At 45.0% G+C, this 15,101-nt stretch carries 12 protein-coding genes; 5 read left to right on the plus strand and 7 right to left on the minus strand.

The annotated features are described in order from the left end of the window. Position 1: 1 nt before the first annotated feature. Positions 2–1,474: a glucose-6-phosphate dehydrogenase gene (gene zwf, locus RA178_RS11855; RefSeq protein ID WP_028759998.1), complete on the minus strand. Its 1,473-nt coding sequence runs from the start codon at positions 1,472–1,474 to the stop codon at positions 2–4. A 312-nt stretch (positions 1,475–1,786) separates the two neighbouring features. Between zwf and RA178_RS11860 the strand changes: the two genes are divergently transcribed. Next, positions 1,787–2,641, plus strand: coding sequence for a MurR/RpiR family transcriptional regulator (locus RA178_RS11860; protein ID WP_006081563.1), 855 nt, complete (start codon positions 1,787–1,789; stop codon positions 2,639–2,641). A 187-nt stretch (positions 2,642–2,828) separates the two neighbouring features. Beyond that, on the plus strand, positions 2,829–4,268 hold the full coding sequence (gene pyk, locus RA178_RS11865; protein ID WP_105252459.1) for a pyruvate kinase: 1,440 nt from the start codon (positions 2,829–2,831) through the stop codon (positions 4,266–4,268). 246 nt (positions 4,269–4,514) lie between these two features. On the opposite strand, the gene RA178_RS11870 is transcribed toward pyk, so the two are convergent. Together RA178_RS11870 and psrA are read right to left on the minus strand one after the other, a co-directional pair. Next, complete coding sequence (locus RA178_RS11870) at positions 4,515–6,794, minus strand: acyl-CoA dehydrogenase (RefSeq protein WP_306681988.1); 2,280 nt, start codon at positions 6,792–6,794, stop codon at positions 4,515–4,517. A 16-nt stretch (positions 6,795–6,810) separates the two neighbouring features. Continuing rightward, on the minus strand, positions 6,811–7,449 hold the full coding sequence (gene psrA, locus RA178_RS11875; protein WP_028760001.1) for a TetR family transcriptional repressor PsrA: 639 nt from the start codon (positions 7,447–7,449) through the stop codon (positions 6,811–6,813). Between the two features lie 220 nt (positions 7,450–7,669). Here psrA and RA178_RS11880 point away from each other — a divergent pair, with 220 nt between their 5' ends. Next, a complete protein-coding gene (locus RA178_RS11880; RefSeq protein ID WP_306681989.1) occupies positions 7,670–9,535 on the plus strand; it encodes a M2 family metallopeptidase in 1,866 nt (621 codons plus the stop codon). A gap of 84 nt (positions 9,536–9,619) precedes the next feature. Here RA178_RS11880 and smrA read toward each other — a convergent pair whose 3' ends face one another. Further along, entirely contained in the window at positions 9,620–10,210 is a 591-nt protein-coding gene (gene smrA / locus RA178_RS11885; protein WP_168825232.1) for a DNA endonuclease SmrA, read from the minus strand. A 118-nt stretch (positions 10,211–10,328) separates the two neighbouring features. Between smrA and RA178_RS11890 the strand changes: the two genes are divergently transcribed. Both RA178_RS11890 and RA178_RS11895 read left to right on the plus strand, forming a co-directional pair. Further along, complete coding sequence (locus tag RA178_RS11890; protein ID WP_306681990.1) at positions 10,329–10,904, plus strand: Cif family virulence factor; 576 nt, start codon at positions 10,329–10,331, stop codon at positions 10,902–10,904. Between the two features lie 104 nt (positions 10,905–11,008). Next, a complete protein-coding gene (locus RA178_RS11895; protein WP_306681991.1) occupies positions 11,009–11,524 on the plus strand; it encodes a YchJ family protein in 516 nt (171 codons plus the stop codon). A 154-nt stretch (positions 11,525–11,678) separates the two neighbouring features. Here the strand turns inward: RA178_RS11895 and RA178_RS11900 are convergent, their stop codons facing one another. The 3 genes from RA178_RS11900 to RA178_RS11910 all read right to left on the minus strand — a co-directional run bounded on the left by RA178_RS11900 (position 11,679) and on the right by RA178_RS11910 (position 15,091). Further along, entirely contained in the window at positions 11,679–13,862 is a 2,184-nt protein-coding gene (locus RA178_RS11900; RefSeq protein WP_263195809.1) for a putative bifunctional diguanylate cyclase/phosphodiesterase, read from the minus strand. A gap of 244 nt (positions 13,863–14,106) precedes the next feature. After that, positions 14,107–14,394, minus strand: a complete 288-nt coding sequence (locus RA178_RS11905) for a DUF406 family protein (RefSeq protein ID WP_113939682.1) — start codon at positions 14,392–14,394, stop codon at positions 14,107–14,109. 208 nt (positions 14,395–14,602) lie between these two features. Continuing rightward, positions 14,603–15,091 (minus strand): VC2046/SO_2500 family protein, encoded by a 489-nt coding sequence (locus RA178_RS11910; protein WP_131524165.1) that lies wholly within the window; start codon positions 15,089–15,091, stop codon positions 14,603–14,605. Positions 15,092–15,101: the final 10 nt, after the last annotated feature.

Here is a 15,101-nt window from a genome sequence, read left to right on the forward strand (position 1 = left end):
CCTACTCGTCCCACGAACGGCCATCTTTGGTGATCAAAGCAACTGACGCAACTGGACCCCAAGTACCCGCAGGATAAGGTTTTGGTTTTTCGTTGCTTTGTTCCCACGATTGGATAATGCCATCCACCCAAGTCCATGCCTGCTCGACTTCGTCGCGGCGCACGAACAGCGCTTGATTACCGAGCATAGCTTCGAGTAATAGACGCTCATAGGCATCGGCGATGCGTTCATTTTTAAAGGTATCGGAGAAGCTCAAATCGAGTTTAGTGGTTTGTAGACGTTGTTTTTGCTCCAAACCTGGCACTTTGTTCATCATCTGGATTTCAACCCCTTCATGGGGCTGCAGACGGATCGTCAGCTTGTTTGGTGGCAGATTACGGTAGCTTGAGCGATATAAGTTATGCGGTGGGTTTTTGAAATACACCACTATTTCAGAGCTCTTAAACGGCATACGTTTACCGCTACGTAAATAGAAAGGCACGCCCGCCCAACGCCAGTTGTCGATATCCACACGAATAGCCACGAAGGTTTCTGTGTGTGATTGAAGGTTGGCGCCTTCTTCTTCTAAATAACCCGGGACTGGGCTGCCCTTTAAGAAGCCTGCGCTGTACTGACCGCGAACGGTATTTTCATACACATTGTCTGAATTAATCGGACGCAGTGATTTCAGCACTTTAACTTTTTCATCACGGATGCTGTCAGCGTCCAAGTTAACAGGTGGGTCCATGGCAACGAGCGTTAACACTTGCAGCAAATGGTTCTGGATCATGTCACGCATTTGACCCGCTTTGTCGAAGTAACCCCAACGGCCTTCGATGCCCACTTCTTCTGCGACTGTGATCTGGACGTGGTCAATCGTACGGTTATCCCACTTAGAGGCAAATAAAGAGTTAGCAAAACGCAGTGCAATCAAGTTCTGTACGGTTTCTTTACCTAAGTAATGGTCGATACGGTAAACCTGACGTTCTTTGAAGTAAGCGGAAACTTGGTCATTGATAACGCGAGAAGAGTCTAAATCTGAGCCGATGGGCTTTTCGAGCACCACGCGTGAATCTGGGTGGATAAGATCTTGTTCATGCAAACAACGGCAAATGTCGCCGAATATTGCAGGTGGCGTAGCAAAGTAACTGACCATAACGCGCTCTTCTGGTTTGAGCAGATCATGGAAGGCACTGTAGCCCGCTGAATCGGTAAAGTTAGTGCCTATATAGTGGCAGCGGGACAGGAAACGTTGGAGAGTCTCTTCGCACAAAGGCTCTTTCACGAAGGTGTTTAATGCAAGCGTGACTAATTCGATAAACTCATCTTGAGTAAACTCGTCTTTCGCGACACCGATCACTTTCGTATCTTTATCGAGAAGTTCAGCTTTATCTAGCTGGTATAAAGAAGGTAACAACTTGCGTCGTGCCAAATCGCCTTTAGTACCAAAGAGTACGAAGTCACAAGCTTTGGCGCCTGATGTTGTTTTGCCCATTGCGTTACGATCTCCTTTGTATGTCGTGTCCCTTCATGTCGATGAAGAAATCCACACTTTTGTTGTAATATAACAACAGAATTTGTTAAATGCATCTATTTTTATAAATATTAACATTCTTGCTAACTAGTCACTTGCTGCATAAATCTGATATGCTTTTTGTGCTTAAATTACTGAAGGTAGTAAAGTCTTATTTCAAAATTGTACTGAAAAGTTACTACATAGAGTCTATTAGTGGGCCGCCAGTCTTGATCTGCTCCCACGAAATAAAAATAAATAAAATTACATTCTCAATTTAGCGGACATACGCGTATGAATACCCTAGAAAAGGTTCAAAAAAGCCTCACCCATTTTAGTAAATCAGAACGCAAAGTTGCAGAGGTGATCTTAGCATCACCACAGACAGCTATACATTCTAGCATCGCCACACTGGCTAAGATGGCAGATGTCAGTGAACCTACTGTGAATCGTTTCTGCCGCCGCTTAGATACTAAAGGTTTCCCTGATTTTAAGTTACATCTAGCACAAAGTCTTGCGAACGGTACACCTTATGTGAGCCGCCACGTTGAAGAAGATGATTCGACTGAGTCTTACACGACAAAAATATTCGAATCTTCAATGGCTTCGCTCGATACCGCACGTCAAAGCCTAGACATTTCAGCCATTAATAAAGCCGTTGACATTCTCACTCAAGCTAAGACTATTTCCTTTTTTGGCCTAGGCGCATCCGCTTCAGTTGCCCATGACGCGCAAAATAAATTCTTCCGCTTTAATGTCCCTGTCATCTGTTTTGACGATGTTCTAATGCAACGCATGAGCTGTATTAACAGTAATGAGGGCGATGTGGTGGTATTGATTTCCCACACTGGCCGCACTAAGTCATTGATTGAAATAGCGCGTTTAGCGAGAGAAAATGGTGCAGCTGTGATTGGTATTACCGCCCGCAACTCGCCTTTGTCAATGGAATGTACACTGCCCGTGACAATGGAAGTGCCAGAAGATACAGACATGTATTTACCTATGGCCTCGCGTTTAGCCCAATTAGTCACTATAGATGTATTGGCAACGGGTTTTACCTTACGTAGAGGCCCACGTTTCCGCGATAATTTGAAACGAGTGAAAGAAGTGTTAAAAGAGTCTCGCATCAATAAAGATCCGATACTGTAACTCACTTCCTTTTCTAAAAATGGCTAGTGTTGATCCTTAACCTAGCCATTTATCGTGCAAATATCAGCGATACCTCACAATTTTCATACATAACTTTAGATCAATTTGATTGTAACTTTACTACAAAATTTGGAATTGCATGGTAATATAGTCCCAAGATTTTTTTTAACTTTAACGGAGTATCCTTATGTTCCGCAGAACCAAAATCGTCACCACTCTAGGTCCCGCTACCGATCGTGATGATAACCTACGCCGCATCATCGCGGCAGGTGCAAACGTTGTACGTCTTAATTTCTCCCACGGTTCCCCTGAAGATCATCTAAAACGAGCAACTCAAGCGCGCGAAATCGCTAAAGAGTTAGGCGTTCATGTGGCCATTCTTGGTGACTTACAAGGCCCTAAAATCCGCGTTTCTACTTTCAAAGACAATAAGAAAGTACAACTCGTATTAGGTCAAGCCTATGTACTTGATGCCGAGTTAGCCAAAGGTGAAGGCGACGAGACCCAAGTGGGTATCGATTACAAGCAATTGCCAGACGATGTGACTGTTGGTGATATCCTGATGTTAGATGATGGCCGTGTTCAATTACGCGTTGAGCGTGTTGAAGGCCGTAAAGTGCATACCACAGTGACTGTGGCAGGCCCTTTATCTAACAACAAAGGTATTAACAAACAAGGCGGCGGACTTTCTGCTGCTGCGCTGACCGAAAAAGACAAGGCTGACATTCTCACTGCAGCAATGATCCAAGTGGATTATTTAGCCGTGTCTTTCCCGCGCAGTGGTGCAGACTTGGACTATGCACGCGATCTTGCCCGTCAAGCAGGTTGTAATGCGTTGATCGTTGCTAAAGTTGAACGTGCTGAAGCGGTTGCGACCGATGCCGCGATGGATGATGTTATCTTAGCGTCTGACGTTGTTATGGTTGCCCGTGGTGACTTAGGTGTTGAAATTGGTGATGCTGCACTCGTTGCAGTGCAGAAGAAGTTAATCGCCCGTTCACGCCAACTGAATAAAGTCGTCATCACTGCCACCCAGATGATGGAATCAATGATTTCAAGCCCAATGCCAACCCGCGCCGAAGTGATGGACGTGGCGAACGCTGTGCTTGATGGTACCGATGCTGTGATGTTATCTGCTGAAACTGCTGCCGGTGACTTCCCAGAAGAAACCGTTAAGGCAATGGCAAACGTGTGTGTTGGCGCTGAATCTCACCCAAGTGTGATTGTGTCTAAGCATAGATTAGATGTGCGTTTCACTTCAGTTGAAGAAACCATTGCACTATCAACTATGTATGCAGCAAACCACCTAGAAGGCGTTAAGGCGATTATCGCTCTGACTGAATCGGGTGCAACACCACAGTTGATGTCTCGTATCAGTTCTTCACTGCCAATCCTGGGTTTATCACGTCACGCAACAACCTTAGCCAAAATGGCCTTGTACCGCGGCGTGTTGCCAATTTACTTCGATTCAACTATCCACCCAGCCGATGAGCTAGCGCAAAAAGCGTTAGAAGCATTAACTGCGGCTGGTTATTTGAATAGCGGTGATATGGTATTAATGACCAAAGGCGATGCAATGGAAACCATCGGCGGCACTAACACCTGTAAAGTGTTGATCGTAGCTTAAGTTGCTTAAGCTTCTTCTAACAACTCAAGCGCGTTAGAAAAAAGCCAATAAAAAACCACCTCATGAAGGTGGTTTTTTTATATTGACTGTTTTCTGTAAGTGCAGATTTCTGTTGGTGCTGATTTATCGGTCTATCATTGCTGGGGGAAATCTAAGCGGCCCAAGTGTAGTAGTAGCCATCGAACTTAACACCGCTTAGACCAAACTGCACTAACATTAAACGCTAACATCAAACACTAGCAATCACTATAACGCTTCGAAATCATTCACATTAATTGCCGCTAAGCGCAGCTTATCAGCATGCTGTAACTTTTGTTCTTCGTCGGCAGTGATAACGCCAGTCTCGAGTGCTTTTGCAAACAAGACTTGATTAGGCACTTTTGCTGGCAACTCACCGGCACGCTGCGCTTTCTTCAGTTTTTTATAGATTTCTTTACAGGCATATTGCGCGATAAATGCTTGCTCAACTTCAGCAATACCGCCCTTATCCCCTTCAAATTCAGGACATAAGAAAGTAATACGTTCACGAGCTGGGCCAGGCTTCAACATGCCGCTAACTAAATCGGTCGCCATTTTGTCGCTCGGTGCAGTGAAGTGATTACCCAGCGGGAAGATTAAGCCACGCAGTAACCATGCCACAGGACGGCTTGGGAAGTTACGAATCGTGTCTTCCAACGCTTTAGCTGCCAAGTGCAAACGATTGGCCATTACATAACGTACCGCAGGCAAATCATCCTGTTGACGGCCATTATCTTCAAACAACTTCAAGGTTGCTGAGCCTAAATACAACTGGCTGAGCACATCACCCATACGTGCAGACAGCATTTCTTTACGTTTTAAATCGCCGCCCATGATCAGCATTGATAAATCTGTCATTAAGGCTAATGCAGACGAAATACGCGACATATCTTTATAGTACTGCTTAGTTTCACCGCTCACTGGCGCACTGCCAAAACGGCTACCGCTTAACGCGCTAAACAACGCACTGAAAGCATTACGCGTGGCATAACCCATGTGGCCCATTAATAGCGCATCAAAACGCTCTAAGGCTTCATGTTGGTTTTCCATCGCAGCGGCTTCCATTTCGGCAAGTACGTAAGGATGGCAGCGAGTCGCACCTTGACCAAAAATCATCAATGAGCGGGTTAGAATATTCGCGCCTTCTACAGTGATCGAAATTGGATTCGACATATAAGGGTGGCCTAAATAGTTTTTAGGTCCTAATTGAATGCCCTTACCCGATTGAATATCCATGGCATCGTTCATCACAGAACGGCCTAATTCAGTCATGTGGTACTTAGCTATCGCGGTCACGACCGAAGGTTTGACTTTAAGATCAATACCCGTGGTTGTTAAACGACGCGCAGCTTCTAACTGATAAGTGTTGGCAATAATACGCGCCAGCGCTTCTTGCACCCCTTCAAACTGGCCAATTGCCATACCAAACTGGTGACGCACATAGCTGTAAGCCGTTGTCGTCTTCGTCGCCATGTGACCAGAAGCCGTTGCCAATGCTGGCAATGAAATACCGCGGCCCGCTGACAAACACTCAACCAGCATACGCCAGCCTTTACCGGCAAACTCAGGGCCACCGATAATCCAATCCAGCGGAATAAACACTTCTTTACCTTGAGTAGTACCGTTCATAAACGCCATACCCAGCGGATTATGACGACGACCAATAACCACACCAGGATGATCCGTTGGGATCAACGCACAGGTAATGCCTAAGTTTTTCTTATCGCCAAGCAGACCTTCAGGATCGCGCATTTGGAACGCTAAACCCAGAACTGTTGCTACAGGAGCCAGCGTGATATAACGCTTATCCCATGTAAGTTTAAGCCCAAGCATTTCTTCGCCGTTGAAAATATCACGACACACAATACCTACATCGGGGATAGCGCCGGCATCACTGCCCGCTTCTGGACCAGTTAATGCAAAACAAGGAATTTCATCGCCTTTAGCTAAAGCAGGTAACCAACGTTCTTTCTGCTCGCTCGTACCATAGTGGGTTAGCAACTCACCAGGGCCTAAAGAGTTCGGCACCATCACAGTCACAGCGGCACTGACGCTACGGCTGGCTAATTTGCTGACAATGGTCGAGTTTGCATAGGCAGAGAAAGCTTTACCACCAAATTTCTTCGGAATGATCAGTGCGAAGAAACCTTCTTTCTTAAAGTATTCCCACAGCTCTGGCGGTAAATCCTTGCGGTTATGCACTATGTCGAAATCATCGATCATCGTCAGTGCTGTCATCACTTGATTATCAATAAAGTCTTTTTCTTCTGCAGTTAGCGTGGGTTTGCCATAGCTATGCAAGGTATTCCAGTTAGGATTTCCGCGAAATAACTCCCCTTCCCACCAGACATCACCCGCTTCCATCGCTTCGCGCTCGGTATCGGAAAGTGGCGGCAAGACCTTCTTGAAAAAACTAAAAACTGGGCGGGTAATAAACTGCATCCGGATATTTTTCACCGCAAACAACACGACAATGGCTATCAGGGCAAGAATTATAATCGTCAACATTATCAAGACCTTTTAATTAAGAAGAAACGGGGACTGATACACCAGCCGCCATGTAGGGGATAACTTTACGGATCACGGCTTCGATGTCGTTATGCTCACCAAACTCAGCAGCAGCAATGTCATTTAGGGCATCAGCGGACGCCATAGTGAACACGATAGTGCCTAAGGTAAAGTGTAAGCGCCAAAACATTTCAGCGGGTGGAATATGTGGTGCACTGGCCGAAACGGCTTTAACAAAAGCATCGAGATGCTGGCCGTAATGGGTAGTGATAAACCAACGTAAATGCCCTTGGCTTTCGATATAGCCACGGCCTAAAAGCTGCAGAAAGATCGTGGTGCCTTCGGTACGTAGCGCGTTTAAATCCAATAAAGGATCGACCAAAGAAGACAGAATCTCTTCGAGTGTTGCTTGTGCTGGAGCGGCATTTAAACGATGAATTTGGCTTGAAGCGGCAGGCATAAACACGTCTAAATAGCGGGCTAACACTGCACGGATCAGCTCTTTTTTAGAACCAAAGTGATAATTGACCGATGCTAAATTCACCTCAGCTTTGCTGGTAATGAGTCGCAACGAGGTCTCAGAAAAGCCCCGTTCGGCGAACAGTTTTTCTGCGGCATCAAGTATTCTAGTTTTTGTATCGGATCGACTTGCCATTCCGTGACCTTGAATTAATTTAAAACACTCGTTTAAATTAAACATTGGCACCACGGATGTCAAACTAAAATTGGACAAATTCACCGCTTTCTAGTCTGTGATATAAGCGGTATGTCGTACATGTCCGAATAAGTGTTAAAAACAAGTCAATTAACCCTTGTGCAATAACCCTGTGGTTTAGGTAAACTGTGTAACACAAAAACAACAAGGAAAACTAGACATGGTTATTTCATTGAATCGTCGCAGTAAAATCGCCCTCACAGTGGCACTCGCGCTGGGATTAACGGCCTGTAATGATGCACAAAGTAAAACAGACAAAACAGCTACTGCAGAAGCAGCTGTCATCAATACCGCCCCAGATAAAGCACAAGCCATTGCTTTTATTAACGATGCTGAAGCCAAGATGGCCGAATTATCGATTGAATCTAATCGCGCCGAGTGGATTTACAGCAACTTTATTACTGATGATACCGCGGCCCAGTCTGCCGCAGTCGGCGAAAAGGTCAGTGCAGCGTCGGTAAAATTTGCAACCGAGGCGGCGAAGTACGCCAATGTAGAACTCGATCCTATTAATGCCCGCAAGCTCAATATCCTGCGCAGTGCGTTAGTGTTACCCGCCCCGCTCGATCCTGCAAAAAATGCCGAGCTGGCACAAATTAGTTCAGAATTAAATGGCTTGTACGGCAAAGGAAAATACTGTTTTGCCGACGGCAAGTGTATGACCCAGCCTGAGCTATCGAGCTTGATGGCCGAATCACGGGATCCCGCAATCTTGCTAGAAGCGTGGAAAGGCTGGCGTGAAATAGCTAAACCTATGCGCCCTTTGTTTCAACGCGAAGTTGAACTGGCCAATGAAGGCGCAAAGGATCTTGGTTATGCCAACCTGTCTGAACTATGGCGCAGTCAATACGATATGAAGCCCGATGACTTTTCACAGGAACTCGACCGTCTTTGGGGCCAAGTTAAGCCACTTTATGAGTCCTTGCACTGCTACGTGCGGGGAGAATTGAATAAAGAGTACGGCGATACCGTCGCACCGAGCACTGGACCCATCCCGGCACACTTACTTGGCAACATGTGGGCCCAGCAATGGGGTAATGTGTATGATCTCGTCGCCCCTGACAATGCCGATCCAGGTTACGATGTCACTGAGTTACTGGCAAAGAAAGGCTATGACGAGCATAAAATGGTGAAACAAGCCGAAGGCTTCTTCACATCACTAGGGTTCGCACCATTGCCAGAAAGTTTTTGGGCACGTTCTCTATTCGTTCAGCCAAAGGACCGTGATGTGGTTTGTCACGCTTCGGCATGGGATCTCGATAATCTCGACGATATTCGCATTAAAATGTGTATCCAAAAAACTGCCGAAGATTTTAGCGTTATCCACCACGAACTTGGGCATAACTTCTATCAACGCGCTTATAAGCAACAACCCTTCCTGTTTAAAAACAGCGCTAACGATGGTTTCCATGAAGCCATTGGTGACACGATTGCCCTATCTATTACGCCAAGCTATTTAAAGCAAATCGGCTTATTAGAAGAAGTACCTGATGCATCTAAGGATATCGGCCTTTTACTAAAACAAGCCTTAGACAAAATTGCTTTCTTGCCCTTTGGCCTGATGATAGATCAGTGGCGCTGGAAAGTGTTTAGCGGCGAAATCACGCCTGCCCAATATAACCAAGCTTGGTGGGATCTGAGGGAAAAATACCAAGGCGTAAAAGCACCGACTGAACGTAGTGAAGCAGATTTTGATCCGGGTGCTAAATACCATGTACCAGGCAATGTACCCTACACCCGTTACTTCCTAGCGCATATTTTGCAATTCCAATTCCATCAAGCGTTGTGTGAAACTGCAGGCGATAAAGGTCCGGTACACAGATGCAGTATTTATGGCAATCAAGCCGCGGGAGAGAAACTCAATAAGATGCTCGAGTTAGGCTTAAGTAAACCTTGGCCAAAAGCATTGAAAGAAGTCACCGGCAAAGAAACCATGGATGCAAAAGCGGTGCTCGATTACTTTGCCCCACTTAAAACATGGTTAGATGAGCAAAATACCACCGCAAACCGCCAGTGTGGTTGGTAAGGGTTCGTTAAATCATCACCCAATAACATAAAACAAAATGCCCAATAAAATTGGGCATTTTTATTCAATCCTTATCTGTTTAATCTAACGCCATCCCATTCCTTTACGATTGGCTTCACGATTTTCAAGCTTAAGCTGTTCTGACTTAGTTAACATCACATAAAGTGCCCCAGCACCGCCCTGCTCGGTTTTCGCCGAATGATAGGCAAGCACCATGTCGAGTTGTGATAACCAATAGCACACAGCGGATTTGAGCAATCCTGCAAAGGGTTGACTCTGATAGCCTTTACCGTGGATCAACATGACACAGCGTTCACCATGTGCCTGCGCTGCCAGTAAATAGTTAAGGACGGCATCACGAGCTTGGTTTAACCGATAAGCATGCACATCAAGCTCCATCTTGATGCTGTATTGCCCCATTCGGAGTCGTTTAAAAACACCGCTTTGTACTCCCTCACGCTTAAAGCTCACAATGTCATCTGGCGCTTGCTGTGGAAACGCTTTTAAATCCAGTGGCATACACGCTAGGAAGGCTTCCCGTTCTAAAGCATCGCGTCTGTGTATTTGCTCAGCCGTCAACGCTTTCGGTGCTAAATTTACCACTGGCATATCGCCTTTTAGTGGTACGACTCCAGCCATTTCCTCAAAAAACAGTGCTGATTCATCATCCAGCATGGCAAGCTCCTTTACTTCACACTCTTGTACAGAAACACACTTTGTAAACATTCAAGGCTTTAGTTCAGCGGGCGCCTCCATTATAGTGACGCCATGATTGCCAGATTAGAATAAAGTAATGAAATTTTTGCCGCTAGTCCTGATGTGCTTATTGTCACTGCCAAGCTTAGCCAATCCAGCTAAAACTCATACAAAATCCACTGATGATCAATTGATCAACGCTAATTACCCTTTGTTTATTAGCGCTTTTAATCAATTGTCCCCTGAGGTGACTCGTGAGATTTACGCTGATGACGCTAGCTACTTATCAGAGAGTCAAAGTAAAGAAATTTACTATGGACGAGACAATATTGTCGCCATTTACAAAAAGTTTTTCGATAAAATCCGCGCCAAAAAAGCCACTATCGACGTGGATTTTCGCATTACTAAACGCAAAATTATCAGTAATGGTGCCATAGATACAGGCTATTATTTGGTTCGATTTTACCCAGCACAAGAAACCGGCGAACCTGTGAGTGAATTTGCGGGCAAATTTGCTATTGGTACAGAAAAAGTCTCATCCACCCAATGGAAAGTGAGCTTAGATACCAATAACCGTGCAGAACCTAGCTATTATCTGAACGCGAAACCTGTGCCTAATTTGTATTATGGCCGCCAGTTTCCGCCTTTACCTGCGGGTAAGAAATTACCCTAATGTTAATGCCGACTACGTTTAAATGGACTATCTCACATCTAGCGCATTTAGATAGAAATCGAATAAATTTAAACAAATACAATTAAATTAAAGATTTAGCCAATATGACTACAACTAAGCAAACCTGTCCCTGTGGCAGTGGGCTAAGCTATCAAGATTGCTGTGGTCCACTGCATACGCATGTAGACACTGGGCAAGTGATTGCCCGTACACCTGAACAGCTTATGCGCTCACGCTACTGCGCATTTGTATTGAAAAATTTTGATTACATTTTAAAAACACATCATCCAGACTATCTAAATGGCCTTACTCTCACGAGCCTCAATGCTGGTCCTCATCCACATTGGTTAGGATTAGATGTACAGAGCAGTACTGAAACACCAATCCACAATGCTCAAGCGGCGATAGCTGAACAACGACATGGCACTGTTACTTTTAAAGCTTGGTATAAGCTCGATGGTGAAATTGATGCTATCTATGAGCGATCAGAATTTATCTACCAAGCAAGTCGCTGGTATTACAGCCAAGGCCAGCAAATGACGGCTAAATTACCCGGTAGAAATGACCTCTGTATTTGCCATAGTGGCAAAAAATTCAAACAATGCTGCTTAAAATCTTAATAGGTATACAGTGCTGAGCTGCACTGGAGAATGACGGTGAAGGTTTATAGTGCTGATTGAACAAGCACAGAGATGAATAATAAAGGCAACCTAGATTACAAACCTAGGTTGCCTTTATTTTATCGTGAGCAGCACATTTGAAATAATTGTAACTTTAGTGGGTTATGACTGAAGCGCTTTTCGCCGACAAGATAAATTGTGCAAACTCAGGCTCCCGTAATGCAGGACTATAGAGATAACCCTGTGCCTGATGACAAAAACTTTTCGCTAAAAATGCTTCTTGCTCAAGGGTTTCAACCCCTTCTGCCGTCAGAGATATATTCAATGCATTCGCCATGGCAATAATGGCTGACACAATTTCGCGACTTTCGCGGCTGACGGTAAGATCTGAAATAAACGAACGATCAATTTTAAGTTTACTGATCGGAAACTGCTTCAAATAACGCATAGAGCAGTAACCCGTCCCAAAATCGTCAATCGCGAGCCCTACGCCTAATTCTGCTAATTCTTGACATAACAAGGTCGCGTGGCGAATATCACCCATCAATTCAGTCTCAGTGATCTCTAAGATTAACGTCTTCGGTTTCAAGCGATAACGCGTCAACAACTGCCACACTTGCTCGAATAAATTACCACTGAAGAACTGACGAGCCGACACATTCACATGCATTGTCATATCGGCATTATGATGCTGCCATAGGTTTAACTGTCGACATGCGGCCTCTAAAACCCAACTGCCGATAGAATTAATCATCCCCGACTGCTCTGCAATATCAATAAAGGAAGCTGGAAATAACACGCCTCTTTTAGGGTGGTGCCAACGGATTAAGGCTTCGGCGCCAATATAGGTATTCTGCTCAAGATCCCTCAGAGGCTGATAATAAAGCTCAAACTGACGACCACGGATCGCACTGTGTAAATCACGTTCTATCTGCGCATCCTCTTTAAATGCACTCAATAACGTGCTGTTAAATACTTGGATTGCAGTGCCTTTTTTCTTTTTAGCATACTGCACTGCAATATCGGCACAGGTTAATGGGGCAAACAAACTCGCCACAGAGGCAATATCAACCACAGCTAAAGCAGGCTTTGGTTCGACTTGCTCGCGGCCGATTAAAATAGGCATGGCAAGATGTTGATACAGGCGCGTACTAAAATAATCGAGATCGTAAACCGCATTATCATCGGTCAACAGCACGGCAAATTCATCGCTGCCGACGCGGGCAATTTCGGTGGCCTTATTAATCTCAGAAAAATGTTTCAAGCGGCGGGCAATTTCTATCAACAAGCTATCGCCATTTTCATGACCATAGGTATCGTTAAAACGCTTAAATCCCACTAAATCAACTAATAACAACAGTCCCTTCGTGGTACGTTCAAGGACTCGATTAAAATGAGTACGGTTATGTAGTCCCGTTAATCCACAACGCCAAGCAAGCCGTTCAAGCTCTGACTTATAGTTATGCTCATCGGTATTTTCTTCACACGAGACCAAGGCATAATGATTACCGCGATCGGTAATGAACTGACTCAGCACGTATGTCAGCCAATAACGACTGCCATCGGCACGACTAAACTGCACTTCGCCTTTGGCAATTTCCCCCCTAAAGATTTGCGCTAGGGTTTGCTCGGCTAATTGGGCATGCTGCTTGAAAAAAGCCAACTCACGGATATTCGCGCCGATAATCTGCTCACGGGGTATGCCGGTGATTTCACTGTGCGCCTGATTCACATACTCGACTTTTTCAGTATGCAGATTAATTAACATACTGATTTGTCGCGATTGTTCAGTGGCACAGCGAAATAAACTCAAGCTTTCTTCTTTATCGTAGCTGTGTTTTGTCGCTAAGGTCAGGGCTAATTGGTCGGCCATCTGGCACGCGAGGTGAATTTCACTGTCATGCCAGTGGGGAGTCAATTGTGCCCGCTCGATGCAGAGCACACCTTCGAGATGGCCATTGATACGAATGGCGATGTCAAGACTCGAGTTGATTTGCCGCGGGATAAAATAGCACTCAGCCAATTCACTTAAACGTGGATCGGTCAGGGCATTGCCTGCATCGATATGGCGCAGAGTTTTGAGCTCGTGTACATACCGGGGACAATCTTGTAATAACTTAGGTCTATGAATGTCTTGCAACATCATAGAACCAAATTGTGCGACGAGTGATTGGGTTTGTTGATCAGATGAAAAAGTCCACACTGATACCAAAGAAACCGCTAAATTCTGGCACAACAACTCTGTGGTTAACTCTGCCGTCTTTGTGAAATCGCCCTGCTGTTTTGCAGTTGACTGTACCAAAGACTCCAATAAATGCTGATGCTGACGTCGCTTCACGCTGGTTCCCTACAAAACTTCGTGTTGGGCTAAAGGTCTTTGCTGTTAGCAAACTTACCTCAAAATGTGGAATTAAGCTGATTGAATTATTCTTATTTGGAGGCAGATTACACTAACTGTTGTAAGCACAGCAACATGTGGCACAATTTATTACAATTTGGTTAACAATAGCAGCATTTTTAGGCAATTAGCGCGATTTCCGGATATCCATAACCGACTAAAAACTAAAGTGCTGCTTTAAAAATTACAGGCCGTTTTCCAATTGAAAAATCATTTTTTCCGCGCTGACATTGAAGGTCAGCAGTAAGTCGACGCCTTCAGTCTTAGTCACAAATTCAGTTTGCACTTCAGCAAATCGAGTTTGAGCGCGTGTTGCCATGCTTTCGGCATCCGCTTGAGCGCTATCGCCAACAAAATTTAACGTCAATAACGTATCGTGTTCATCAATAACGGCGCCGATATCGACAAAGCTGCCGCAATCGGTGCAAGTGTCATTCACTGTCGGGCTCTGTGCTTCTATTATGCCTTTCATCTGTATTCCTTAATGTATAGAGCGACTGATTAACGGCATCACTAAAATATGCTCGTTAAATTTTTAACGCGGTAAATTTTAACTCGATAGGTTAATACGAATTATAGGTAATTAAGCTTCAAGATAACTGGCTTTAGCTCACGCTTATTTATAGAAATGGATCAGATTGACCCGATGGGTATTGAAGATCACTTGCAGGAAGACTGCCTTAGGCTGAGGCGAGCAAAGGCACAAGATTACGTTGGATTGCCAATTGATCAGCAAAGTGCATGATCTCGACTTTGGGTGCGGTTAATTGGCCCCTTTGCCTCAGCTGAGTCACATGGTCACAGTTACTTAACGCTTCTGCCATTGCGACTGACTCGCCGCCACGGATGACTAAGGCTTCCGGTCGCAATGCTTGTTGTAATTGAAACGCACGTGGACCTTGAGCCATAAAAATACTGCTGTTATCAACCACAGGCTCAGCTGACGATAAATCCGCCATTAAACTTTGCTGCGGTGGCAATTCAAATTGGCGTTGTAATTTTTGCGCCATATCGAGTTCATTTTGCCATTGGAATTGCGCCATGTCCCGAGCGTCAACCGACAGTAACGACAGCAACAGGGCGAATTCGCCCCGTCTGTCGTTTTCTATCGCCGCGTTTAAGCGGGTGCCAATTTGGGCTTCGTTGACTAAAGGAACATCAATTTGCATAAAAAAACAT

Origin of the sequence: Shewanella oncorhynchi, assembly GCF_030848765.1 — a bacterium.
GTDB classification, from domain to species: domain Bacteria; phylum Pseudomonadota; class Gammaproteobacteria; order Enterobacterales; family Shewanellaceae; genus Shewanella; species Shewanella oncorhynchi.